This is a genomic window from Buttiauxella sp. B2, from assembly GCF_006376615.1.
Classification (GTDB): Bacteria; Pseudomonadota; Gammaproteobacteria; order Enterobacterales; family Enterobacteriaceae; genus Buttiauxella.
In genome coordinates, this window is the sequence record NZ_VEXQ01000001.1 from 439,918 (window position 1) to 465,355 (window position 25,438).

Here is a 25,438-nt window from a genome sequence, read left to right on the forward strand (position 1 = left end):
AAGGCTTTTGCTGACTCTGGGGGTTAAATACAGTTATACTTACGCCCTAATTTTATCCCCCACGATACGGCTGCTGTAAACGTCACGGCAGCCCTTAGCAAAATGTAAGGTATCCCGGTGAATATTCAGGCTCTTCTCTCAGATAAAGTCAGTCAGGCACTGATTGCCGCAGGTGCGCCTGTGGATTGCGAACCACAGGTTCGTCAGTCAGCAAAAGTTCAGTTCGGTGACTACCAGGCCAATGGCGTGATGTCAGTTGCGAAATCACTGGGCAAGCCACCACGACAAGTCGCCGAGTTGGTGATCGCCAATCTGGATTTGACCGGAATTGCCAGCAAAGTTGAAATCGCCGGCCCTGGCTTCATCAACATTTTCCTTGACCCTTTGTTCCTTGCGAAAAATGTTGATTCCGCAGTCGCCTCCGACCGCGTGGGTGTCAATACCGTTGCGCCACAAACCATCGTTGTCGACTATTCCGCACCAAACGTGGCTAAAGAGATGCACGTGGGTCACATCCGCTCCACCATCATTGGTGATGCAACGGTACGCACCCTGGAATTCCTTGGCCATAAAGTTATCCGCGCCAACCACGTCGGCGACTGGGGCACGCAGTTCGGCATGCTTATCGCGTATCTCGAAAAGCAGCAGCAAGAAAATGCAGGTGAGATGGCACTGGCCGACCTTGAAGAGTTCTATCGTGCTGCCAAGAAACACTATGATGAAGACGAAGCCTTTGCGGAGCGCGCACGCGCATACGTGGTAAAACTGCAAAGCGGCGACGAATACTGCCGTGAGATGTGGCGCAAGCTGGTCGATATCACCATGACGCAGAACCAGCAAACTTACGATCGCCTTAATGTGACACTGACTCGCGACGACGTAATGGGTGAAAGTCTTTATAACCCAATGTTGCCGGGCATCGTGGCAGATCTCAAGGCTAAAGGCCTCGCGGTCGAAAGCGAAGGTGCAACCGTGGTGTTCCTGGACGAGTTCAAGAACAAAGATGGCGACCCGATGGGCGTTATCATCCAGAAAAAAGATGGCGGCTATCTGTATACCACCACCGATATTGCCTGTGCGAAATACCGCTATGAAACCCTGCACGCTGACCGCGTCCTTTACTTTATCGACTCCCGTCAGCACCAGCACCTGATGCAAGCATGGACCATCGTTCGTAAAGCCGGTTACGTTCCAGAATCCGTCACCCTGGAACACCAGATGTTCGGCATGATGCTGGGTAAAGACGGCAAGCCATTCAAAACCCGTTCTGGTGGCACCGTAAAACTGACTGACTTGCTCGACGAAGCCATGGAACGTGCGCGTAATCTGGTAACCGAGAAAAACCCGGACATGCCTGCTGATGAGCTGGAGCAGCTTGCGAAGTCCGTGGGGATTGGCGCGGTGAAATACGCCGACCTGTCGAAAAGTCGCACTACAGATTACATCTTCGACTGGGACAACATGCTGGCCTTCGAAGGCAACACCGCTCCGTATATGCAATATGCATACACTCGTGTGCTGTCTGTATTCCGTAAAGCCGACATCGACGAAGTTGAGTTGCTCAAAGCGCCAGTGGTTATCACTGAAGATCGCGAAGCACAGCTGGCTGCACGTTTGCTGCAATTCGAAGAAACCCTGAACGTTGTTGCTCGTGACGGTACGCCACACGTGATGTGTACTTACCTGTATGACGTTGCAGGTCTGTTCTCTGGTTTCTACGAGCACTGCCCGATTCTTGCTGCGGATACTATCGAGGCGCGTAACAGCCGCCTGAAACTGGCTCTGCTGACGGCGAAAACGCTGAAGCTGGGTCTGGATACGCTGGGTATCGACACTGTAGAACGTATGTAATCGCAAAAGACTCGCCGCTCATGGCGGCGAGTCTTTTTAATTTATCTTAACGAACAATCCCGCGCGCCGAGTGCGCAAAAAACCGCTCAAAAACAGCCGCGATGGCATAATCGCTTAGCAATGTTTTCACCGTAAGCTTCACTTCCTCAATCGATAAAGACTGCTGATAAAGCATGCTGTAAAGCAAATGTACAAAATCCTGCTGATGAGTCTCTAACGCCAGAAAAGCCTGCGCATTAACATCTATGCCGGCTGGTTTCGCGTGATTGCCATTGGCAATCACAAAGGGTGGCACATCCTGCACCACACCTGACTGATCGACAATTTTGGCATGTGCACCCAGTACGCAAAACTGGTGTATAGCACACATAAAACCAACCTGCCCTCCATCATCAAGCAGTACATGTCCAGCCAACCCGCTGTTATCGCCAATCAGCGTATTGTTACCCACCACGCAGTCGTGCCCGATATGCACATTGTTCTTAAAGTGGTTATTGTTGCCAATCGTCGTACAGCTCCGACCTTGAACCGTGCCGCGATGCAGCGTGGCATTTTTGCCGATGATATTTCTGTCGCCAATAACCAGTTTAGTCGGTTCATTGGCGTATTTAAGATCCTGATTAACTTCACCAATTGAGGAAAAGTGCCCAATAGTATTGTCACGACCAATCGTGGTCAGGCCGTTAATGACACAATGAGAACCGATAACTGTTCCTTCTCCAATCACAACACCTGCGGAGATAACACAAAACGGACCAATACTTACGTTAGCGCCAAGCACCACACCGGGCTCAACCACGCTATTACTGGCAACCCGAGCTAACGGGGAAATAAACATCAATTTATCCTGATGAAGGCACAACTGGTACAACGCGATCATCGGTTAATTATCAATCCAATGAGTGGATCAACAAACAGGTAGGGGAGAACGTGAAGCCAGGCTTCGCCATTCAGAATATCGCTAAGGAGGGTGAATACCGTGGAGGGCTTATCGACAGCGGCAGCATAATGAATTGTTCTGCACAATACGTCTTTTATTTATTATTAAATTGGAGGAACTTTACAGGATGTGCCTGCAGGATTGATTTTGCAGTAGTTTGCAGGCCCGGTCTTCCAGGCCTGCGGTGTGGGCCTACAAATAAATCCGCAGATATTCACCCAAACACAGAATAGCCATAGCCTGGCCATATGGCATAGAAGTCAGCGGGATCTGGCGATAGAACTCCAGATTGCTACCCATTCCGGTGCCGAACGAAACCTGCAGCAACTCACCTTCCGGGGAAATGTTTTTCACGATTCCCTTCATCGCTTTTTCAGCAACCTCTTTATACTCTTTGCTGATATAACGTTTACGGATCCCTTTCAGAATGCCGTAAGCAAAGCCTGCGGTCGCTGAAGCTTCCAGATACGAATGGGGATCGTCCAGTAACGTATGCCACAAGCCACTATCGTCCTGGCATTTCGCCAGAGCTGCAACCTGGCTCTCCAGTACCTGCACCAGATAACGACGCACCGCATTATTTTCAGGCAAATCCACCAGTTCAAGGAAATCAGGGATAACGATAGTCAGCCAGCTATTGCCTCGTGCCCACCGCGCGTGAGCAAAGTTATGATTACCTTCATAGTTCCAGCCGTGGAACCACAATCCGGTTTCTCTATCCATCAGGTTTTGCACATGCAGCAGGAACTGATAAGTCGCTTCTTCCACGTATTCCGGGCGATTAAGCAACTTACCAATTTTCGCCAGCGGTAACACAGTCATCATCAATGTGTCGTCCCACATTTGCTGATGGTTTTCTTCCGCCAGCGTAATGTGCTGCATGCCGCCGTGTTCGGTGCGCGGCATGTCGTACATCGCCCATTCAGCCCAACTTTCCAGCCACGGCAAGTACGATGGGTCACGCGTTTCTTCGTAGCGATAAGCCAGCGTCAGGAACGGGGCCATGGTGTTAACATTTTTGGTAGTCGCCCCTTCCGCGAAACGCTCGGCAAACCAGCCATCAATAATCTCACACATTTTCTTATCGCCAGTCTGGCGATAATACTGATACATGCCGTACAAACCGACACCGTGAGTCCACTCCCAGCCGTCCCAGCCTTTGGTATCAATGACTCGCCCGTCATCCAGACGCAGCAAGAATTGGCCCGTTTCATCCTTAATATTGACCAGATTGTCTGTCACCTTATGGATCAGGGTTTTCAGTTCATCCCGGGCAATAAAATGCTCCGGCTGACACAGTAAAGAGCTGTGTTTGACGGGATAAATAATCATTAGCTTAACCTCTGAGTAGCATTCGAATTCATTGCGGCCGCCTGTTTCAACGAAGGTGCAGCAGGTTTGTTGTGGTTGAGGTAACCAATATTGTTATTACCCCAAAGATTCTCGTAAGGGATGCCTGCCAGCATTTCTACAGTTGCACGAGCTTCTGGCGTTGTCGCCTCCGGAACCGGTCGCCCGGCTTCGCGCATCTTCGCGGTTTCTTCACGTAACACGCTATGAGTCTGCAAATTAAGTTTAAAGCGCAGGGAAACTAAGAAGCCGCATGCCAGTACCGCGACAGTGCCAAAACTTAAAATCATCAGAATGGTATGGCTAACCGCAGGAGGTTGCGTGGTCTGGCCGGAAACAAAACCGGAAAGCTGCATCACGATACCCACCAACATCACCGCACCTGCCTGTGAGGCTTTACGTGTCAGCGTCATGATCCCCGCGAAGATGCCTTCACGGCGTTGGCCTGTAATCACTTCATCTACATCAGCAATGTAGGTGTAGGTATTCCACGGCACATAGTTGATACCGCCACGGCCAAGACCCGCAACAGCAGAAACCAGCATCAGCAGTGAGAAAACATCGCTTAGTCCCGCGTAATACAGCACCGCATAAGAGACAGAACTGAGGCCAAACAACACAACCACCATACGATAAGACGGTGCCGGGCCGTATTTGATACACAACGGAATCATACCGATGACCGCAATAAATTGCAGAATCGCCATCGTGCCGAGCAAGCTTGATGCCATGCTCGCACTTTGCATCAGCACAAACACCACATAGTAAGTAAACACCGCGTTGAACACGTCTTGCGCAATATAGCCGCCCAAATACATGCCAAGGTGCTGGCGGAATATCTTAACGCGCAGTGTGGAAGTCAGCTCCACGTTCAGGCGTTTCATGCTCTGCGCAAACGTCAGCGTTTTCTTCTCTTCTTCTGCTCGCAATGCGGCTTCTGTCCACTCAGAACGAGGACGTTCCCATGTGAAGAACCAGACAAATATCAGCACGATGGCGCACAGCGTGGCGAATACCAGGCTTGAATAGAAGAATGAGATGGCGTTGTCTTTACCAAAGTGATTCAACAAAATACCCGGCAGGAACGCAGCAAGGATGGCTGACAGTTGCGCCATTGATATACGTGCGCCGGAGAATTTTGTTTTCTGTTTAAAGTCATCCGTCATTTCCGGTACCAGCGTTTCGTACGGTACCAGGATCATGGTGTAAACCACGTCGAAGATCAGGTAAGTCACCAGGTAGTACCAGTAACTCATCTCTCCAACCCACATGAAGCTGTAGCTGAAGACTAATGGGATCCCTAACAAGATAAAGAACTTACGACGGCCAAAGCGTTTTCCAAGCCATGTAGTACCAAAGTTATCGGTCAGGAAGCCCATCAATGGGCTGACCACTGCATCCAGAACCCTTGCCATGGCAAAAATAAACGTCGCTTCAATCGGTGTCAGCCCACAGAACGTGGTGTAGAAGTAAAGTAGCCATGCGGCTGTGAGTGCGGTCGTTCCTGCTCCCAGAAAATCCCCTGCGCCATAGGCAAGATAATTTGCCAGTCCAATCTTACGTGTTTTCATCACCGTCAACCCCGCTTGTTTTTGTTATAGGAGATTGCGCGCCAGCCCTTACTGAGCTTACGAGAATCTTATCCGCTAAGGTAAAATGACAAGACGAAGGTTACCTTTGCATTTTTGCCACGGCTTGCAGAATGCTGGCAGAATCACAAAGAGTTCCGGTACTGGCATCACTGATTTATAAAACAGTGGTTTGTTTTTATCAAAAGCAGATGTTAGAAATGAGAGGTAGAGAGGAAGATGCCGCCAAATCAGGCGGCATGCAGATTACTGATAATTGACAATCACCTGATTACTGCGCACTTTCAGCGCAGGAAAAAGCGCACCACCACCGGGAACTTCCCAGACAAAACGCAGGGGCTCGCTTGCCGCCACGTTCGTCAATCCCCGCGTCGTACCGCTCTGCCCTTCTATCTCAACACAACGCGTTACCGAACATAGTCTGACGTTAAGCCCTGCAGGTGTCGGGCCAATTAGCTCATATCGCCAGGCGACTAACGTCATCACACCGCTGACGGGTTGCGTAGGTGCTAAAGCGCGGGACGACGCCGCAACACCACGGTGGCTTAGCGTTGCGCCCATACTACTCGCCTGCCACGCTCCTTCGCCTCCAGCATGGGCCATGAAAGGTAAGAACATCAGCATCAACAAGCGGCTCATTATTTTGCTCCAATCGTCGCAGTCATACGAATATTACGATTCTCGGAAAGCTCGAGGCTTGAAAGCACCATTAGCTGCGGCAAACTGCGGCGTAAGAAGCGTGCCAGCAACGGACGCAACGCATGGTTTACCAGCAACACTGGCGGCGCGCCAAGCATCTCCTGGCGCTTCAATGCTTCCTGAGCCTGCTCAAGCAAGCGGTCTGCCAGGCCTGGTTCAAGACCGCCACCGCCCTGCAATGCCTGCAATAACAAGCGCTCTAAAGACGCATCAAGTCCAATAACCTGAACCTCACCGTTGCCCGGGAACCACTGCTGGGTGATTGCTCGACCCAGCGCCACACGTACCACCGCCGTCAATTCATGCGGATCGTTTTGCACTGGAGCGTGCTCTGCCAGCGTTTCAAGAATGGTGCGCATATCGCGAATGGGTACTTTCTCGGCCAGCAAGTTTTGCAGCACCTTATGTAGCGTGGTTAACGTCACCACACCTGGCACTAAATCCTCGGTCAGCTTCGGCATTTCCTGCGTTACACGGTCAAGCAGTTGCTGGGCTTCCTGGCGGCCAAACAGTTCTGGCGCATACTGGCCGATAAGATGGTTAAGGTGAGTTGCCACCACGGTACTGGCTTCCACTACCGTAAAGCCTTGTATTTGTGCCTGCTCTTTTAGCGCGCTTTCAATCCAGGTGGCGGCAAGGCCAAACGCCGGGTCGATGGTTGTTTCACCCGGTAGCGTGCCTGCTGCTGTACCTGGGTTGATGGCGAGCCAGCGGCCAGGATAAGCATCACCACTACCAATCTCGACACCTTTCATCAGGATTCGATAACGCGCAGGTGGCAAATCCATGTTGTCGCGAATATGCACAACCGGGGGTAAAAAGCCCATATCCTGAGCGAATTTCTTACGGATACTGCGGATACGCCCCAACAATTCACCGTCCTGCTGGAAATCCACCATCGGGATCAGGCGATAACCGACTTCCATGCCAAGCGAATCTTCGAGCTGAACATCATTCCAGGTCGCTTCTACGGCTTGCGGGTTTTCCTGTGGTTTTACAGGAGCCGCCGGAGCCGCTGCGGACTCCATCTGGCGTCCACGCATCCACCACGCTAATCCAAGCAATGCTGCGGTAAACAGCAGGAATACAAAATTTGGCATCCCCGGCACCATACCGAGCAAACCCAGAACGCCAGCACTGAGCACCATTACGCGCGGGTTATTGAACAGCTGGGTCACCATCTGTTCGCCAACGTCCTGGTCGGTCGCTACGCGAGTTACGATAACACCCGCAGCAGTTGAGATAACCAATGCCGGAATCTGTGCAACCAGGCCATCACCGATGGTCAAAAGCGTGTAACTTTCAGCCGCAGCGCCCACTGCCATGTCATGCTGGAGTACGCCGACTAACAACCCACCGACCACGTTTATCACCATGATCATAAGCCCCGCGACGGCATCACCACGCACGAACTTACTGGCACCGTCCATCGAACCGTAAAAATCGGCTTCCTGAGTCACTTCCGAGCGGCGTTTTTTCGCTTCCTCTTCACCAATCAAACCGGCGTTAAGATCGGCGTCAATCGCCATCTGTTTACCCGGCATCCCGTCCAGCACAAAGCGCGCGCCTACTTCAGCAATACGCCCAGCACCTTTGGTGATAACCATGAAGTTGATGATGACGAGGATGATAAATACCACGATACCGATGGCAAAATTGCCGCCAACGAGGAAGTGACCGAAAGCTTCAACCACTTTACCCGCTGCTGCGGCGCCAGTATGACCATCCATCAAGATGATACGCGTTGAAGCTACGTTCAGCGCCAGGCGCAGCAACGTAGTAAACAGCAAAATTGTCGGGAAGGCAGCAAACTCGAGCGTGCGCTGAGTGAACATCGCCACCAGCAATACCATGATCGACAGCGCGATGTTAAAGGTGAACAGCAAATCAAGTACAAACGCAGGCAGCGGTAGCACCATCATCGACAAAATAAGCAAGATCAGTATCGGCCCGGCAAGGATCTGCCATTGTCCGGATTTCATCGTGCTCGGCAGGCGCAGTTGCGCCAACAGGTTAGCCATCGGAGTCCTTGTCATTTGCAAAATCTAGCGCTTCAGGCACGGGTAGATTTTCAGGTTTTTTCGGGATTAAACCGCCGGCGACACGCCAGCGACGCAGCTGCCACACCCACGCCAGCACTTCGGCCACGGCGGAGTACAACTGCCCAGGAATTTGTTGTCCAATTTCGGCATGGCGGTACAGCGCACGTGCCAGCGGCGGTGCCTCCAGCATCGGAATGCGGTGCTCGTTGCCAATTTCTCGAATACGCAGCGCCACCAGTCCTGCCCCTTTTGCCAGCACTTTTGGCGCGCTCATTTTGTTTTCGTCGTACTGTAGCGCCACCGAATAGTGGGTTGGGTTGGTCACAATCACATCGGCTTTTGGCACATCTGTCATCATGCGGCGGCGAGCTGCCGCACGCTGTTGTTGACGAATACGCCCTTTAACGTGCGGATCGCCTTCTTGTTGTTTAAATTCGTCGCGGATATCCTGGCGGCTCATGCGTAACTTTTTGATGTTACTGAAAATCTGGAAGAATACGTCAAAGCCAACCATCGGGGTCAAACCGAGTACAATCAGCAACCCGCATACCGCCACCATATTCAACGCATGTCCTAACGCCGCCAACGGTGGTTCACTCATCAGACGCATCATTTCTGGCCATTTGTGCAGCAGATACCAGGTTGTCACGCTGCCCACCAAAATGGCTTTGAGGAATGCTTTGAGTAACTCAGATCCCGCCTGTGCGGAAAACATCCGTCCGAGTCCTGCTATAGGGTCCATTTTGCTGAACTTAAACTGTATCGATTTCCCGCTAAATAACAGGCCGCCAAGCAGCATTGGGGCCGCAATCGCCACAATCACCAATCCCATAATCAGTGGCAACAACGCCCAGACGGCCTGTTTTATTAACAAACTGATTTGACTAACTATCAAGTTGGGATCGTTAATGATGCTGTGGTCAAAGTGCAAACCGGCAGACAACATGGCGGCCAGGCGTCGTGCCAACGGCTCACCGCCCATCCAGATAATGCTTATCCCCGCCAATAGCATCAGCAGTGAGGTCAATTCACGGGATCGGGGGATCTGCCCATCTTCTCGCGCTTTTTCAAGTCGGTGGGGTGTGGGGGCTTCTGTTTTATCGTCGCTGCTTTCTTCAGACACCGCTGCAATCTCGTGGCCGCAATTACCAGCACAGCATGCCAGAGGGGGGTAAAGCTAATGGGAGGAAAACGGGGGGATTTGTGGGTTTAATTGCGCCGTTAGCTCGCCTTCACACTCTCAACCTTCCCCCAGGTAAGGGAGAAGGTCAGAGCGTACGGATAACGATTTAGAACCCTAAACTATCCAGCAGATCGTCAACTTGATCCTGGCTTGCCACCACACCGGCAGCGGTGGAGTTCATTTGCGGGCCGTTAAGCAGGCTGTCGGCAGGACGCTTAGCGCGGGCATCCAGCTCTGGCATATTTTCCATCAACACCATCAACAGCTGGCGCTCAATTTCCTGGATAACATCCATCATGCGTTTGATAACCTGGCCGGTTAAGTCCTGGAAATCTTGCGCCATCATGATTTCCAGAAGCTGAGCATTGGTGAAACTGGTATGGCTCGGGACACCGGACAAATAGCTGCGCGTATCGGTCACCAGTTCGCGTGCATCGCCCAGCTCGATTGGGTTTTCAAACCAGGCATCCCAACGCCCGTTCAATGCTTTGGCATCGGTTTCCAGTTTGTTCTGGTGAGGCTGTGCCAGCTCCACGCAGTTCAATGCGCGTTCGGCGGCCTGCGCGGTCATCTGCACCACGTAGTCCAGGCGGTCACGCGCGTCTGGAATCGCTTCCGCCGCTTCAGCAATCGCCTGGTCAAGACCCAGTTCGCGCAGGCTATCACGCAGCATACGAGTCAAGCTGCCTATCCGAACGATAATATCGCCGGTTGAATGTAACTCTGTCGCGGGATTTGTAGATGAGTGCATGTGCCTCTCCTTACATGCCGAGCTTTTCGAAGATTTTGTTCAACTTCTCTTCAAGTGTTGCTGCGGTGAACGGCTTCACCACATAGCCACTCGCCCCGGCTTGTGCTGCGGCAATAATGTTCTCTTTCTTCGCCTCAGCAGTCACCATCAGCACTGGCATCGCTGCCATTGCGCCATTGGCACGAATGGTTTTCAGCAATTCCAGACCATCCATGTTCGGCATGTTCCAGTCAGAGATAACGAAACCAAAGCCGCCACCGTTGAGTTTGTTCAGCGCATCGACGCCATCTTCAGCTTCTTCAACGTTGTTGAAACCCAGCTCTTTTAGCAGGTTGCGGACAATGCGGCGCATGGTAGAAAAATCATCCACCACCAAAAATTTGAGTTCTTTATCTGCCATAAATCGGGTTCCTTCAGTTAGATACGTATTGCCTGTCCGGCACTAATTTTCGCCAGCATTTGCTGGCTTATTTGGCTTAAATCGACCACTTCGCTGACGCCACCACTGTTAATGGCTTCACGCGGCATGCCGAACACCACACAACTTGCTTCGTTTTGGGCGATAGTCCATGCCCCGGCTTTATGCATTGCCAGCATCCCGGCGGCGCCGTCATTCCCCATTCCAGTCAAAATCACGCCCACGGCATTACGCCCGGCGAATTTCGCAACGGAGTGAAACAGCACATCCACGGCCGGGCGATGCCGGTTCACGGGTGGGCCGTCATGAATTTTGATTTGGTAGTTCGCCCCACTACGGGCAAGCTCCATATGTTTATCGCCTGGAGCGATGTAGGCATGTCCCGGCAGCACACGCTCACCGTCTTCAGCTTCTTTCACCGCTATCTGGCATAACTTGTTGAGCCTGTCAGCAAATGAGCGGGTAAAACCAGGCGGCATGTGCTGAGTGATTAATACCGCTGGGCTTGATAGCGGCAATGGTTGCAGCACATGGCGAATGGCCTCGGTGCCACCCGTGGACGCACCTATTGCAATCAATTTTTCTGAACTCAGCAACGGCCCTGCTTTGAGCACTGCAGGTGCCGCGCTTGGCGCACGAGCCGCCAGTTTCGCCTTCGCCGCAGTACGCACTTTTTCCGCGATAGTTTCGCTGTACGCCAGCATGCCTTCACGAATGCCCAACTGCGGTTTGGTGACAAAATCAATCGCGCCCAATTCCAACGCGCGTAATGTTACTTCTGACCCCTTGCCCGTAAGCGATGAAACCATTACCACCGGCATCGGGCGCAAACGCATCAGTTTTTCAAGAAAATCCAGCCCGTCCATGCGCGGCATTTCGACGTCAAGGGTCAACACGTCGGGGTTGAATTTCTTAATCAAATCACGCGCCACCAGCGGGTCGGGCGCCGTCGCCACCATTTCCATGTCGTCGTGACTGTTCACAATTTCTGTCATGATCTGGCGCATCAGGGCGGAATCATCGACACAAAGCACGGTTATTTTTGTCATGATCTTTCCTTACTCAGTCCGTACACGGTCTGCCCACGCAGCAAAAACTCCCGGCTGAGGTTACTGAAGTTTTCCGAATGTCCGGCAAACAGTAATCCCCCTGGTTTTAGCAGCGGGACAAAGCGCTGCAAAATTTGTTGCTGCGTCGCTTTATCAAAATAAATCATCACGTTGCGACAAAATATTGCGTCAAATGGCCCAGGAATTGGCGCTTGCTTGTCCAGCAAGTTGATTGGCGCAAATTCAAGATGGTTCGCGAGTTCATTGCGTACCCGAACCAGCCCTTCGTGTGGCCCGGTGCCACGCAAGAAATAGCGCTGCAACTGTAACGGGGCCAGCGTTTTCAACTCATCCTGGCGATAAACGGCACTTTGGGCTTTTTCCAGCACCTGGGTGTCAATGTCGCTTGCGAAGATTTTCCAGCGCCCAGGTGTCATACCCAGCACATCCGCAAGCGTAATAGCGATGGAGTACGGTTCTTCCCCTGTAGATGCCGCTGCACTCCAGACTTTGTATTCCCCATTCCGTTTACGTGCATGTTCTGCAAGGATCGGAAAATGGTGGCCTTCACGAAAAAACGCCGTCAGGTTGGTGGTCAAGGAGTTAATAAATGCCTGCCATTCGGCGTTAACCCCATTGGCCTCAAGCATGTTCAGATAGTGCCCGAAGTCCTCCAGCCCAAGGGTGCGCAAACGGCGCACCAGACGGTTGTAAACCATGTCGCGTTTGTGATCGGCCAACACGATACCTGCGCGTTGGTAAATCAACTGGCATATCCGACGAAAGTGCACATCGGATAGCGGCAGACGCTGTGTCATCTGTAACATTAATGACGTTTGTCCAGTGGACAGAGGTGATGTCATAGCGCCTTCTCAATCACAATCAGGAGGTGACCAGCACCCCGTTGGTTACTAAATCTCTGGTGGCATCTTCGTGGCTTGCGACACCTTCCAGATTAAACACCGATACCACACCGCTCAGGTGTTCGGCCTGGTTTGCCAGAGCATCGGTTGCTGCTGCCGCTTCTTCTACCAGTGCGGCGTTTTGCTGAGTCACTTGATCCATCTGGCTTACCGCCTGTGCAACCTGTTCAATGCCACGGCGTTGTTCGTCAGACGCAGAGGCAATTTCACCCATAATGTCGTTAACCTGAGTTACCGAACGCACAATTTCAGCCATGGTGCTGGCGGCGGTATCGACCAGTTGCGAGCCTTGCTGCACGCGGTCGACCGACTCCTCAATAAGTACTTTTATCTCTTTTGCCGCCTGCGCACTGCGGCTTGCCAGATTGCGTACTTCACCTGCGACTACGGCAAATCCACGCCCCTGTTCGCCCGCGCGTGCCGCTTCAACTGCGGCGTTCAGTGCCAGGATGTTGGTCTGGAAGGCAATACCGTCAATCACGCTGGTGATATCACCAATTTTCTTCGAACTGCCGGCGATGTCGTGCATGGTGCGAGCAACGTTTGCTGCCTGTTGGCCACCTTGCTGCGCGGTATCTGCTGCTGTACGCGAAAGCTGTGCAGCCTGTCGTGCGTTGTCGGCATTCTGGCTTACCGTCGCAGTCAGTTGCTCCATGCTGGCGGCGGTTTCTGCCAACGATGCCGCCTGCTGTTCGGTTCGTGAAGACAGGTCGTTGTTACCAGCGGCAATTTCGGCAATGCCGGTGTGCATCGCACTGCTACCCTGCCGAACCTGGTGTACCGTCTCTTTTAACGCTTGCTGCATGTTTTTCAGGCTGCGGAAAATCTCAGAGATTTCGTTACGCCCATACACGCTTATCGGTCGCGCCAAATCACCAGCGGCAATATGTTCGAAGTGACTGCGCACAATTTCCAGCGGCTGCACCAGCATCCGGCGTGACCAGACGATTGAACCAACCAGCATCAGGATAGCTATCACCGTTACGCTGGCAAAAATAATCGCCGAGGTCTGGTAGTTCAGTTTGCTATCGGCACTCGACGCCGCCACGGTGTCATTGATGCTTTGCTGCCAGGCATTAAAGTAGGCGTCAAAAATGTCCTGTGACTTCTGAATCGGCGCACCCAGGAAATCAGAAAGTTGATTGCTTTCAAGCCAGGTGGCCTGATGCTGCAAATCATCCCGATAGGCGGCGTAACTCTGTTTAGTCGACACCACCATATCCTCACCTTCTTTATTCAAAGGTGGGATTTCCAGAAACTGGTTAAACAGCATGTCAGCTTGTTTCAGGCTGCCACGGGCATTTGCCATCAGGCGTTTAATATCTTCTGCCGGGTAACTTAATGCTGTCAGCGTACCGGCACGGCTCAGAGCGGTGCTGGCTTGTAACAACGCCGCACGGCTTTGGGTTAAGGTGTCGCGCTGTTGGTTTCCGACTTCAACCATGTTTAGATTCTGAAAATCATCCCTGAATGCCCAAAAGGACAGTCCATTACTACCAATCTGCAATACGCCGCAGACGATCAAGATTAACAACAGAGTGGTCGAAATTCGGATACGGTTGAACATCAAGACAGCCCTCAGCCGGCACGTCTACCGGCTATTCATTAGTGATTCTTAGAAAGTTTCCCAGTTATCGTCATTCCCACCTACCACCGCTTTGCTCGGTTTGAGCGTTGGGGCGATCGGAGTCGATGCAATAATGGGAGACGTAACCGCAGGTTCAGTCGTTAAGCGGAAGGCCGCGACCAGTTGGCTCAACATGCTGGCTTGTTCTTCAAGTGCTGCCGCCGCAGAGGCTGACTCTTCAACAAGCGAAGCGTTCTGTTGGGTGACGCGGTCCATTTCAGATACGGCCAGCGCAACCTGATCGATACCCCGGCTTTGTTCATCGGAGGCCGAAGCAATTTCGCCCATGATGTCGGTGACGCGGGTGACCGCATTGACGATATCGCTCATGGTTTCACCCGCACTCTCCACCAGTACTGAACCGGTATCGACGCGGGAAACGGAGTCTTCAATCAGTGATTTAATCTCTTTGGCGGCCTGCGCGCTTCGTTGCGCAAGGTTTCGCACCTCACCTGCAACGACGGCGAATCCGCGCCCCTGCTCACCCGCACGTGCAGCTTCAACCGCAGCGTTGAGTGCAAGAATGTTGGTCTGGAAGGCAATACCGTCAATCACGCCGGTAATGTCAGCGATTTTCTTCGAGGAGCCCGCGATGTCGTGCATGGTTTTCACTACACCATCCACCACTTTTCCACCACGTTGGGCAGTTTCGGAGGCGCTTAATGCTAATTGAGATGCTTGACGCGCGTTTTCCGCATTCTGTTTTACGGTCGCCGTAAGCTGTTCCATGCTGGCAGCGGTTTCTTCAAGCGAAGCCGCCTGCTGTTCGGTACGGGAAGAAAGGTCGTTATTTCCGGCCGCGATTTCTGTAGCACCGCTATAAATGGCATCAGATCCATCACGTACGCTGCCCACGGTAATAATCAGCTCTTGCTGCATGTGGCGCACGCTGGAAGTCAGTTCGCTGATTTCGTTGCGACCACTGGAAACAATGTTTTCAGTCAGGTTGCCATTGGCAATCTCACGAATATGACCAATCACCACCGACAGCGGTCGCAGCAGGATGCGGCGCATACCGAACCATACCAACAAGCAAACCGCGAACAATGCAACTGCAAGACCACCAATCTGCCACTTAGCAAAGTTGTAATCACTGGTGCTGGCGATGTACGACTGTTCGTACATGCGGTCGTTCAAAGCGATGTAACCGCTGTATTCTTTTTCGAGTGCGTTTTGCAGGCTTTGCGTGGACTGCGCAAAATAAGCGTCCATATTGCCACTTTCCAGATAACCCACCAGTTCGCTTAACGCCTGATTGTAGTTCTGGTAGTCGTCATCAATGCCTTGTACCAGAGTTTCAATTTCCGGATTAATGGCGGGGACTTGTTTGAATAAGGCGTAATGTTTTTGCGCATCGGCAAGGGATTTTTTGGCGTTACCCAGTAGCTCAGTTTTTGCTGAACTTTGCCCATTGCTGGCATCCATCATCATACGGGCAGCCGATCGGCTCAGGTTAATGCGCGTTTGCAGCATCAATTCCCAGGTGTTAGCCAGTTCGGATTGCTGAACGCGTAACTCCCTTGAAACTTTAAAACTGTCGTTATTGTCTTTGAGTGAGTTAAAAAACATTCCGCCTGAGATGAGTTGGAGGAGCGCGAACACCACCAGCACCATCATTAGCATGGTGACAACGCGAATACGGTTCAACATATAACACCCTTTTAATGATTTCTTATCGGTGTTATCGGCATGATGAAAAGTAACTTTAACGGAAACTCTGGCGGGGAATATAAAGAGAGGGGTGTGTCGTGACTTAGCGGAAATTATTTCACTGCGTTGTACTGCTGCGGGCGGCTTTAGCCTGGTGCCCGCAGCGAATAAATAGTGATTACCAGAACACGTTAGCCTGAATACCTACAGCCCAGGTATTGTTGGAAAGGTTATTTTCGAAGGATTGAGTATTATCGTCCCAGTTATCCTTGTTGCTATCGTAGTGGCTGGCGAATAAGCGAATTTCTGGCTTATCGCGACCGAAGGACAGAGCCTGAGCAATGGTGTATTTCGCACCGCTGCGGTCATAGTCAGAACCGTTAACGGACTTCTGGTCTTCGAAGTAGCCCATTTCAAGATAAGTACGCGTGTAATCAGACCAGTGATAAGTGACCCTGGCGCTGGCAGAGGCCGTAGACGCATCGCCTTTATCGCCATTCCACATCTCAATATCGTTGGCTCCTGCCAGGTTGATTGCGTGGCTCACATCCCAGTCCGCTGCTACAGGGATATTACCGTAGTTACGCAAAGCCCAACCCTCGCCCTCTTTTACACTGCCATTCAGAGTGTCTGCTGCCCCGAAGGTCACACCCTGCAGAGCCGAACCTTTGCCATAGTACTGGATAACAGTGTTGTTAACGCCCTTGTCGAAGATCTCTTGTTTCAAAACAACCATCGCGGTTTGACCATCGGAATAATCGTGGTTAACCCGATTTAGCTGTTCATCGTTAGCATCAGCGTTGAGGTACTTATAACCCACAGCCAGGGTAGCGCCATCCCACAGAGGTTGACTGTCATACATGACTTCCAGTTGATTGGAGTCAATCAACTCTTGAGTGTCTACGTCACCTTCGGACAGGGCTGAAAGATCTTCATCAATATCACGATGTAAAAATGCGAAAGAAAGTTTCCCTTGGCCCAGCGACATCTTTTCAATACCGCCACCGACGTTGGTATGGTTCCAGTAATCATAGTCGTTAGCATCGATGCTATATTTATTATACTGACGAATACCGGCCCAAGTCGTTTCACCCATTCCCATAAAGTTGCGGAACTGGATATTCATGTTTTCCCAGCCAAAGTTATTTTCGTGATTACTATTGGAATCACCATCGTACATGTTAATCATGGTCTGAATATAAACAGACTCACTTCCAGTGTTATATAACTCTTTACCAAAACCGACTTCGGCATAGGTGTCAAATTCATTACCCATACGGCCGAGTTTATTTTTCTCAAAGCTGCCACCCACGGCATCTTTCATAGAACCATTGTCACCCGCTGCAATGCCTGAGCGAAAATAACCATAAAAATCAATACCTGATAGCGTATCAGCACCGATTATCGTTTTAGATGGTGCATCTGTTTTTTCGCTTGCGTATACGGCAGTAGAAGCCAGTGAAAGCGCTGCTGCAATAGCAAGGGGCAATAAAGATTTTTTCATTACATATCCTCCTGATTTTAAAATATAAATTCCATATCAAATCGCACTGGATTTAAATATTAATTTTTATCGGTCATTGTTGGTAATTAGAATGCAAAATATTTCAATTACTCTAAATGAAAGTTATTTATTCAAACAATATAGAACGTTTAACCATAGTGTATGGCGTTACCTACTCCCCTAAAACTGAGCATTTGTTTAAAAGTAAATATTGCCGTTGAGGGATATTAATTTGTGGCTTAGCTCACAATAAGTGACCTGGGTGTGTTCATATTTTCGACAATAAAGCAGTGGAAAGTATCACGAGTATTTAGAACGCAACATCAACTACGAGTGTGTCGGTATAACTCCCGGCGGGAGGTGTGGTTTGAGTGGTCAGCACTTTTGCTACGTAGTTGTAGTTGCGCAATAGCCCGTCACTGCTCAGCCCTGACGATGCCGTACTGGCCCAGCGTTCCGCTCCCAGACTACCCCAACGGTCAGTCCCGTTGGATTTGTAGAGTTCATAATTCATATAGTTGTTGCCACTTTTCATTCGCCGCACATTGCCAGAGGCATTAGCGCCATTGTTGACGCCGACGGTATAGGTGCTGCCTTTGGTACAAGTGACGGCAATACTTTGCGAAATACTTTTAAAGTTTTGCACCAGCGGCGCACTATCGAAATTGACTGCGGGCGCCGTGATGGTGCTGCAATCATTAGTGACGGTAAGCGTGACCGCCATATTCGCAGTACCGTTACCCGTCTGATAAGCCAGGCAAACCGCCACACCAAGGCTACAAATATTCCAGTCGATACGCAGATTAAGCACTAACTGATACGGACCGGCGCTAACGTTTTGCCCGGCGACAGTGCGCAAGTAAAGTGGCAACGTATAGCGTTTGCTGGCCAATAAATTCAATAACGTACTGCCGCTCCAGGTATAAGTTCCCCCAACTTGCACTTCGCTGCCTGCGGCACATCCTGACTGCACGCAAACCACAACGGGCACATTATCAGTATTGGTGGTGTCATCGGTGCGCTTGAGTAACCCTCGAACACCCGTAGTGACTGGCGTTGCCCCAAGATAGGTGAGCTTTATCGAGTCAGAAGTCAGCAGGTTAAGCACCGTGTCGCAATCAAGAGTAAAGGCCGCGCTGGTGTTCTGAACGGTGGAGTTGATAACAAACGAACTCTGGCTGCCAAACGCACCATTTTGCCCGCCCTGAGTGCAGGCTGAATGTGCGGACGTGGCAATAAGCAGCAATAGCACCGCCAATATCCACACCCCGCGCCCTATCATCTCGCCCCCTCACGACAAATCAGCGGACCGTAAGTTTTCAGTTTGCGCTCAGGGTTATTCTCCAGCTGTAACATAGCGCTACAGTGCTTGCCGTCAGGCAGGGTAACCGTCAGAGGATTTATGTCGCTCAGGTTTTCAAGATAGACAATCCCGTCGTAACCCACGGGGGCTGGAGGTTGTAATGACCGATACACCTGGCTTGATACGGGAAGCACCTTGCCGTTGCCGTCTTGCAAGATAACACTGGCGACACGCTGCTGTTCCATCGGAAAATCAAGCAGATAACCACTATTACGGCGTAATGCCACGCGGCGTTCAGTATCTTTAATGCGCGTGTCGGCAGGGAGATTTAGCGTGTTGATACTGTAGTTTGCCGGGTAATACGATGAAACACCGCTGATGAGCAAATAGCCATCTTTGTCAGTGGTGCCGACCGGTTGGTTTTCAAAGTTCACCGTCACATCGCTAAAACCTTCTGTGCTGACCACCATAAAAGCATCGTTTATCGTATTGGCTGCCAGCACGGTGTTATCCATCATGACCAGCGATCCGGACATTTCGCCCCATTGGGTATAGTTATTACTCTGCCCGTATACACCGCCCTGAAGTTCTACTTTATTGTTGCGCCAGCCAAGCGTTGCCTGCTGGTAATCGTCATTTTTGCTTTGATGTGCGTAGGCCATGTTCCAGCTAAAACCGCCGTTGCCTGGCATCGCATGGTTGTAGTTAACTCGCTGCGTGCTACCCGCATCAGGTGTGCTTTCGACGCTAAACGCAGCACTACTTAGCTCCCCAAACGGGACTTGCAACGATAGCGCCATACTCCAGCCGTTTTGCGCGGGATCATGGCTGGCTGCCAGATAAAAACTGCTGTTTCCCCACAGATTTTTGCTCCACGAAAGGTTGAGCAATTGCGTTTTCTCATTGTCAAAACTGCGCACGTCAATCCATGCTGCGCCCACGTTGCCGTAATTGCCAAGGTTAAAAGAGAGCGAGTATTGATCGGTGCTGCGACTGAGGCTGGCGATGGGCTGGTTGTTTTCGTCATACATGTCGGGCGAGTCGTAGAGCGCCAGGTTACCAAACCCACGGTCGCGATGGCTGTGTTGCGTGCCGATATTGAACCAGTTGGTGTTGTACTGATAGCCCCAATTAACCTGCTGGCCACCCTGCCCACGCATTTCACTGTGCGACCAGGCACCGTTGACCACGCCAAAACGCCCTAGTTTCACCAGCGTTCCCACACCGCCCAACACCAGTGATTGCGCGCCTTCAGCATGGCTTTCCAGCGTCCAGAAATCGTTTACGCCGTAGCGGTATGAACCACTTGCCGCCGCTGGGCCATAAGAAAAATTATCGATGCCGTAATCACGCCGCAGGCTGCCGAGCGTCAACGCGCCGTCGCTCAAACCCGGTTTGAGCAATTCACTGGCAACATAAAACGGCAGCGTGGTAGAAACCTGGCGACCCAGCGCATCGGTGGTTACCAGCACCGCATCGCCGGAGCCATTAATATAGGGAAGATTGGTCAGGGTAAACGGACCCGGTTGCAGTTGGGTGCTACCGCTGCGATAGCCGTTAATAAACACATCGACCGTGGAAGGCACTGCCGCTTCACCGGAAAAAGCAGGCAACGGATAAGTGATGAGGTCGGGGCGTAGCGAGAAATCACGCCCAATAGAAATGCCGCCCATGCGCACGCTGTTGCTCCAGCTTAACGCGTCGCTCACCACATCCCCCACAGACCAGCTGATAATGTCGTCTTCGTCGGTGCCGGTTAGTGTGGTGTCGTAACGCCGATAACCTTCGCCGCTTCCCGCGTCGTAACCCGCAAAGCCCTGGCGAAATGTTCCGGTAGATGAAAGGCTGAGGTTGCCGCCGAACATCCGTAACTCATGCCATACCGAGGCCTGGCTGCCGCTGTTTTGTGTATGACTTGAGTAGAAATCGTAGTTGAGCAGTGCCCCGCTGCCGCTCAACGGTGTAAAACTGGCGTCGCGTTTACCAAGAGCGATCGCCTGGTCGGGCAACCATTCGTTAGGAACCGTCATTAACAGACGTTGCCCGGTGCTATCGTATTGGGTTTGAACGCCTTTAAGCACCGAAACATTGACTTCGTCGGTGCTTAATTTATCGCCTGGTAATCCGGCACGTTGTAAATCGGCACGGCTGACAAAAAACTGTCCGTTGCGCGAAGTGACCGGCACTACCAATCCACTGTCCCACTGATTAAAAACCAGCGATAAATGAAACTGCGCTGACTGATTCAGCGCTTGTGCATCCGGCGGTGGTGGTAATGCATCATCTTCTTGCGCTGCATCACTGCACAGCGGCAAAGAAAACAGAAGCATCACCATCGGTAATCGGCTCAATTGACCGGAGAAGATTGCCATTGTTCGGAACGGGCATTGATCGTGGCGGACATTTGGTCAGGCCGGGTAAACGATGCAGGTAACGGCCATTCACGCTGGCTGTTGGGCAATACATAGCCCATCAGCCCGTCGGTCAATACTCGTTTTTGGCTCCCCTGGCGCAGGCTGACATTACTTAGTCGCGCATGAACGTTACCGCGATTGGTGATTTGTAGCGTCGATTGACCATTTTCATTCTTCACCTGCCACGACAATTTCGCCGGTTCAGTATTGGCATGGTTGCTGGCGGCGCTGAAGGTTTCCATACCTGCACCATACGAAAACAACGGTATGGAATAGCGCATTTGCAATCTTAGGCCCATTTGTGGTTTGCGCTCATCAACGGGCTGGGGAATTTCATCCACCACGATGCGATAAGCCTGTTCCTGGCCCGGTGGCACCACGTTTTGTTTGATCAAACGAATAAGCTGCTTGCCACCGCCTTCAATACGAACTATCGGTGGGCTCGCGACAACATCCTGTTGCGGCTGGTATTTTTCATGGCCTTGTAGCTGCTGCCAGCCGACCACGCGCACCTGCATAGTCGTCGCCGTATCACTTTGGTTTTGTATCCACAATTCTGCGGCTTTGGCATCGGCATCAAGGTAGGGGTCGATGGGCCAAATCAGTATGTTTCCTGCCGCTAACGCCTGAGCGCTGGCAAGACAGCCAGCCGCTATCAATAATTTACGCAAGAACCATGGCTTCATTGTTTTCTCCCTTTTTACCATGACAACGTCACAGTGAGTTGGTCGGTATAAGTACCTGCCGGGCTAAAACCCGTTAATTGCGCTGCGCCATAAATTGGCAATGTGATGTTGTTACTGTTGCTGTAGGTGACTGCTACCGCCTGATTGACCATGATTTCAGTGTTGGCGGTTAGCGCACCGCTGGTGTAAAGCCGATAAGGCACTACCTCGCTGCTGCCGGTGCGCACCATATTGCGTACCGAGGTGTAGTTTTTGCCGCCATCAATGGTCATGCTTAACGCCACACCCGGCGTACAGGCCAGTGCCAGCGAGGTATCAGGTATTAATGCATTGCTGGTAATACCGTTTTCTACACCACTGTGGCTGCCAAAATTCAATGTGCCAAACAGGCCACCACTACCACTAGCTATGGAGCAACCCGGTGTTATCGTCGCGCCAACCTGAAATGATTGTGTCGTGACCGCACTTGCCGGAAGCGCAATCATCATCCCCCCTATCCAGGCGTGAATTTTATGCAAAGCGCGGCCCTCAGCAGTGGCAACTGCCTGCTGTTAAATTCTAAGAATGGCTTACAAGGAATGGAGCTTGTTTAGTAGGTCACACTGACATTGATAATGTCAGTGTATGTGCCCGGTTTGACTGTCACGCTGTCCCCTCCGCCCTGAATACGCCCGTAGACAATGTAGTTGTCTACGCCAGCAGTAGTGGACGCTTTCGGAATTGCCGCATTGTTGGTAATCACATTATTGAACGCGTTGTCGCTGTAGATGCTGTACGCCACACCTTGTGTCGTATCACTGGTATTGACCAAATAACGGGCTGGAGTACCGGGTGTGCCGACCGTCGTCGTCGGAGCAGCATTAGTGCTGCCTGTCACCTGTACGGTGTAAATTGCACCCGATGTGCATTGAATACCGAAGCTGTTGCCACCAGAAGCGCCTGCCAGCTCAGTAGTCAACGTAGAGAATGTTGCGGGATGTTCGCCGAAATCCAACGTACCAAAGTTAATGCCGTTTTGTGCCGGTGAACCGTTGATCAGGCAGCCATTCGTCAGGGTCAGGGTCGCATTGATTGTACCGCTGCTGGTTACCGCCTGCGCCTCGCTAATGCCACAAAGTAAACCACTACCACAGAGCATTAAGAGTGTGTGTGCTTTCATTGTTTAGCCCTCATTGTGCACATCCGTCACCCTTTGACTGCCAGGGCGTTGAATACGCTAACTTATTGAAATTTAGTTTATGTATGACGAAATAACCAGGAGTTGAGCGAACAATCACCCTTACAGCGTATTGCAAAATATTTAGTTTATTAATCAAGTAATTAATAAAATAACGATGGAGAGAATGCAGAGTTTTTGCGGAAATATTAATATTGTTTTCGTGATGGTAATCACGTTGTTACATAAAGGTCTCTGTATTAACAAATGCGACAAAAAGTAAAAAATAGTTGTATCTGTGCTCGCTTTGCTTCAATTTATGGGCCGAATGTATATTGGGCAAACATAATTATTATATATAGCTCAATGAGTTAAATATATGTTAACGCACAGATGGGGATATCAGGTCAGTGTCAAATTCAAACAAACTCACGTTGTTCATTCTTCTGTTCATGTTCGCCGGCATTCTCTCCGGCGCTGCAATCCATGAGTATGCTGCTGCGGACAACGTAAAAAGTTATGCCGAGAACATCACGCTGTTCACCGACATCTTTTTACGCCTGATCAAAATGGTGATTGCACCGTTAGTGTTTAGCACGCTGACGGTAGGCATTATGAAGATGGGTGAAACTTCTACTATTGGCCGCGTAGGTGGCAAAGCGATGGTGTGGTTTATCTCATCTTCCATTCTGTCCATTCTGGTGGGTTTGTTCATCGTCACCCTCCAGCACCCTGGTGCTGGCATGAATCTGCAGGTACCCGCCGGTGATGTTCAAACTGGTCTTGCCGTAAGCGGCATGAACCTGAAAGCATTCATCTCACACACCATCCCGACCAGCATTGCGGGCGCGATGTCGAACAACGAAATCCTGCAAATCGTGGTGTTCTCTTTGTTCTTCGGTATTGCAGGCGCTTCGCTTGGTGAGAAATTCAATACACCGTTAGTTGCCGCGTTGGATGTCGTTTCCCACATCATGCTAAAAGTGACTGGCTACGTGATGTACGTTGCGCCGCTGGCTATTTTTGCCGCCATCTCTTCTGTGATTGCCACGGAAGGTTTGGGTATTTTGCTGAACTACGCCGCGTTCATCGGCGGTTACTATCTCGCCATTATTTTGACCTGCATGGTACTTATCGGCGTGGGTTATATGGTGCTCAAGCGCGATGTATTCCGCTTGATTGCGATGCTCAAAGATCCGGTTCTGGTGGCATTCACCACGAGCAGCTCTGAAGCGGCTTACCCTAAAACACTCGACCAGCTCACGCGCTTTGGTTGTTCACGTAACATTGCTTCCTTCGTGCTACCGATTGGTTATTCGTTCAACCTGGTCGGTTCGATGGTGTACTGCTCCTTTGCTTCCATGTTTATCGCCCAGGCTTATAACATCCATCTAACGTTCTCCGAGATTGTGGTGTTAATGCTGACGTTAATGCTGGCATCGAAAGGAATCGCGGGGGTGCCGCGTTCTGCACTCGTGGTGCTTGCTGCAACCATTCCGAGCTTTAATATTCCGGTAGCGGGTATTTTGTTACTGATGGGTATCGACCACTTCCTCGACATGGGTCGTTCAGCGATTAACGTGTTGGGTAACGGTGTGGCAACGGCGATGCTTTCGAAGAATGAAGGTGAGATGGAAGAACAGGTGGAGATTGGGGAGCAAGCGGAAGCGTAAACCTCCTGAATCGAATGAAAAGTGGTGGATGTCGCTCACACTAATCCACCCTACACATGCCAAAGTTTCGTAGGTCGGATTAGCGTGAGCGACATCCGACATTAACGATTAAACTCTACGCCACGCGGCTTGCAGCGCTATCCACCAGTTCCATTTCTTCACTATTGAGCAGCTTCTCAATATTAACCAGAATCAACATACGGTCGCCCAGTGCGCCAAGGCCTGTCAGGTATTCTGTTGAAAGTGTCACGGCAAATTCTGGTGCCGGGCGGATTTGCTCAGCGGTCAATGAAAGCACATCAGACACACCATCCACCACAATACCTACGACACGTTGGCCGAAGTTAAGCACAATAACCACCGTGTTATCGTTATATTCCACGTCATCTTGCGCAAACTTAATACGCAAGTCGAGGATGGGTACAATCACACCTCGCAGGTTAGTCACGCCTTTGATAAACGCAGGTGTGTTAGCGATACGCGTGACCTGGTCGTAGCCACGGATTTCCTGCACTTTCAAAATGTCGATGCCATATTCTTCGTCACCGAGGGTGAAAACGAGGAATTCTTGCCCTACCGTTTCCCCGGTCAGTTTTGTCACATTGGTTAATCCAGTCATTTCTTTTCCTG

At 51.1% G+C, this 25,438-nt stretch carries 22 protein-coding genes; 3 read left to right on the forward strand and 19 right to left on the reverse strand.

Annotated features, from left to right (window positions below; translation table 11 throughout):
* The first annotated feature begins 117 nt into the window (after positions 1-117).
* The gene (gene argS, locus FH968_RS02340; RefSeq protein WP_139876846.1) at positions 118-1,851 is read left to right on the forward strand and encodes an arginine--tRNA ligase; all 1,734 of its coding nucleotides are present in this window, start codon (positions 118-120) and stop codon (positions 1,849-1,851) included.
* Between the two features lie 46 nt (positions 1,852-1,897).
* On the opposite strand, the gene lpxA is transcribed toward argS, so the two are convergent.
* From lpxA to FH968_RS02355, 3 genes are all read right to left on the reverse strand, one after another.
* On the reverse strand, positions 1,898-2,689 hold the full coding sequence (lpxA, locus tag FH968_RS02345; RefSeq protein WP_139876848.1) for an acyl-ACP--UDP-N-acetylglucosamine O-acyltransferase: 792 nt from the start codon (positions 2,687-2,689) through the stop codon (positions 1,898-1,900).
* A 294-nt stretch (positions 2,690-2,983) separates the two neighbouring features.
* A complete protein-coding gene (locus tag FH968_RS02350; protein ID WP_139876851.1) occupies positions 2,984-4,123 on the reverse strand; it encodes a glycoside hydrolase family 105 protein in 1,140 nt (379 codons plus the stop codon).
* The gene (locus FH968_RS02355; RefSeq protein ID WP_139876853.1) at positions 4,123-5,712 is read right to left on the reverse strand and encodes an MFS transporter; all 1,590 of its coding nucleotides are present in this window, start codon (positions 5,710-5,712) and stop codon (positions 4,123-4,125) included. The genes FH968_RS02350 and FH968_RS02355 overlap by 1 nt, the downstream gene beginning before the upstream one ends.
* A gap of 131 nt (positions 5,713-5,843) precedes the next feature.
* On the opposite strand from FH968_RS02355, the gene FH968_RS23620 reads away from it, so the two are divergent.
* On the forward strand, positions 5,844-5,990 hold the full coding sequence (locus FH968_RS23620) for a hypothetical protein (protein ID WP_189388966.1): 147 nt from the start codon (positions 5,844-5,846) through the stop codon (positions 5,988-5,990).
* Here FH968_RS23620 and FH968_RS02360 read toward each other — a convergent pair.
* From FH968_RS02360 to FH968_RS02430, 15 genes are all read right to left on the reverse strand, one after another.
* Positions 5,977-6,369: a flagellar protein FlhE gene (locus FH968_RS02360; protein ID WP_139876856.1), complete on the reverse strand. Its 393-nt coding sequence runs from the start codon at positions 6,367-6,369 to the stop codon at positions 5,977-5,979. The genes FH968_RS23620 and FH968_RS02360 overlap by 14 nt on opposite strands.
* Complete coding sequence (gene flhA, locus FH968_RS02365) at positions 6,369-8,450, reverse strand: flagellar biosynthesis protein FlhA (RefSeq protein WP_139876859.1); 2,082 nt, start codon at positions 8,448-8,450, stop codon at positions 6,369-6,371. The genes FH968_RS02360 and flhA overlap by 1 nt, the downstream gene beginning before the upstream one ends.
* Positions 8,443-9,594: a flagellar biosynthesis protein FlhB gene (gene flhB / locus FH968_RS02370; RefSeq protein ID WP_139876861.1), complete on the reverse strand. Its 1,152-nt coding sequence runs from the start codon at positions 9,592-9,594 to the stop codon at positions 8,443-8,445. The genes flhA and flhB overlap by 8 nt, the downstream gene beginning before the upstream one ends.
* A gap of 166 nt (positions 9,595-9,760) precedes the next feature.
* Positions 9,761-10,405: a protein phosphatase CheZ gene (cheZ, locus tag FH968_RS02375; protein ID WP_139876863.1), complete on the reverse strand. Its 645-nt coding sequence runs from the start codon at positions 10,403-10,405 to the stop codon at positions 9,761-9,763.
* A 10-nt stretch (positions 10,406-10,415) separates the two neighbouring features.
* Positions 10,416-10,805 carry a chemotaxis response regulator CheY gene (gene cheY, locus FH968_RS02380; protein ID WP_139876865.1) on the reverse strand — a complete coding sequence of 130 codons (390 nt, stop codon included), beginning with the start codon at positions 10,803-10,805 and terminating at the stop codon, positions 10,416-10,418.
* Positions 10,806-10,822: 17 nt separating this feature from the next.
* A complete protein-coding gene (locus FH968_RS02385; protein WP_139876867.1) occupies positions 10,823-11,872 on the reverse strand; it encodes a chemotaxis response regulator protein-glutamate methylesterase in 1,050 nt (349 codons plus the stop codon).
* A complete protein-coding gene (cheR, locus tag FH968_RS02390; protein ID WP_139876869.1) occupies positions 11,869-12,735 on the reverse strand; it encodes a protein-glutamate O-methyltransferase CheR in 867 nt (288 codons plus the stop codon). Before cheR ends, FH968_RS02385 begins: the two co-directional genes overlap by 4 nt.
* A gap of 19 nt (positions 12,736-12,754) precedes the next feature.
* Positions 12,755-14,362 (reverse strand): methyl-accepting chemotaxis protein, encoded by a 1,608-nt coding sequence (locus FH968_RS02395; RefSeq protein ID WP_139876871.1) that lies wholly within the window; start codon positions 14,360-14,362, stop codon positions 12,755-12,757.
* A gap of 48 nt (positions 14,363-14,410) precedes the next feature.
* The gene (gene tar / locus FH968_RS02400) at positions 14,411-16,072 is read right to left on the reverse strand and encodes a methyl-accepting chemotaxis protein II (protein ID WP_139876873.1); all 1,662 of its coding nucleotides are present in this window, start codon (positions 16,070-16,072) and stop codon (positions 14,411-14,413) included.
* 178 nt (positions 16,073-16,250) lie between these two features.
* The gene (locus FH968_RS02405) at positions 16,251-17,576 is read right to left on the reverse strand and encodes a carbohydrate porin (RefSeq protein WP_139876875.1); all 1,326 of its coding nucleotides are present in this window, start codon (positions 17,574-17,576) and stop codon (positions 16,251-16,253) included.
* A 310-nt stretch (positions 17,577-17,886) separates the two neighbouring features.
* Positions 17,887-18,858, reverse strand: a complete 972-nt coding sequence (locus tag FH968_RS02410; protein ID WP_139876877.1) for a spore coat U domain-containing protein — start codon at positions 18,856-18,858, stop codon at positions 17,887-17,889.
* Entirely contained in the window at positions 18,855-21,251 is a 2,397-nt protein-coding gene (locus FH968_RS02415) for a fimbria/pilus outer membrane usher protein (protein WP_139876879.1), read from the reverse strand. The genes FH968_RS02410 and FH968_RS02415 overlap by 4 nt, the downstream gene beginning before the upstream one ends.
* On the reverse strand, positions 21,227-21,979 hold the full coding sequence (locus tag FH968_RS02420; protein WP_139876881.1) for a molecular chaperone: 753 nt from the start codon (positions 21,977-21,979) through the stop codon (positions 21,227-21,229). Before FH968_RS02420 ends, FH968_RS02415 begins: the two co-directional genes overlap by 25 nt.
* Before the next feature lie 14 nt (positions 21,980-21,993).
* Positions 21,994-22,467: a spore coat U domain-containing protein gene (locus FH968_RS02425; protein ID WP_139876883.1), complete on the reverse strand. Its 474-nt coding sequence runs from the start codon at positions 22,465-22,467 to the stop codon at positions 21,994-21,996.
* 101 nt (positions 22,468-22,568) lie between these two features.
* Positions 22,569-23,117 carry a spore coat U domain-containing protein gene (locus FH968_RS02430; protein ID WP_370451463.1) on the reverse strand — a complete coding sequence of 183 codons (549 nt, stop codon included), beginning with the start codon at positions 23,115-23,117 and terminating at the stop codon, positions 22,569-22,571.
* Positions 23,118-23,545: 428 nt separating this feature from the next.
* On the opposite strand from FH968_RS02430, the gene FH968_RS02435 reads away from it, so the two are divergent.
* Entirely contained in the window at positions 23,546-24,808 is a 1,263-nt protein-coding gene (locus FH968_RS02435) for a dicarboxylate/amino acid:cation symporter (RefSeq protein WP_139876887.1), read from the forward strand.
* 115 nt (positions 24,809-24,923) lie between these two features.
* Here FH968_RS02435 and cheW read toward each other — a convergent pair whose 3' ends face one another.
* A complete protein-coding gene (cheW, locus tag FH968_RS02440) occupies positions 24,924-25,427 on the reverse strand; it encodes a chemotaxis protein CheW (RefSeq protein ID WP_139876889.1) in 504 nt (167 codons plus the stop codon).
* Between the last annotated feature and the right edge of the window lie 11 nt (positions 25,428-25,438).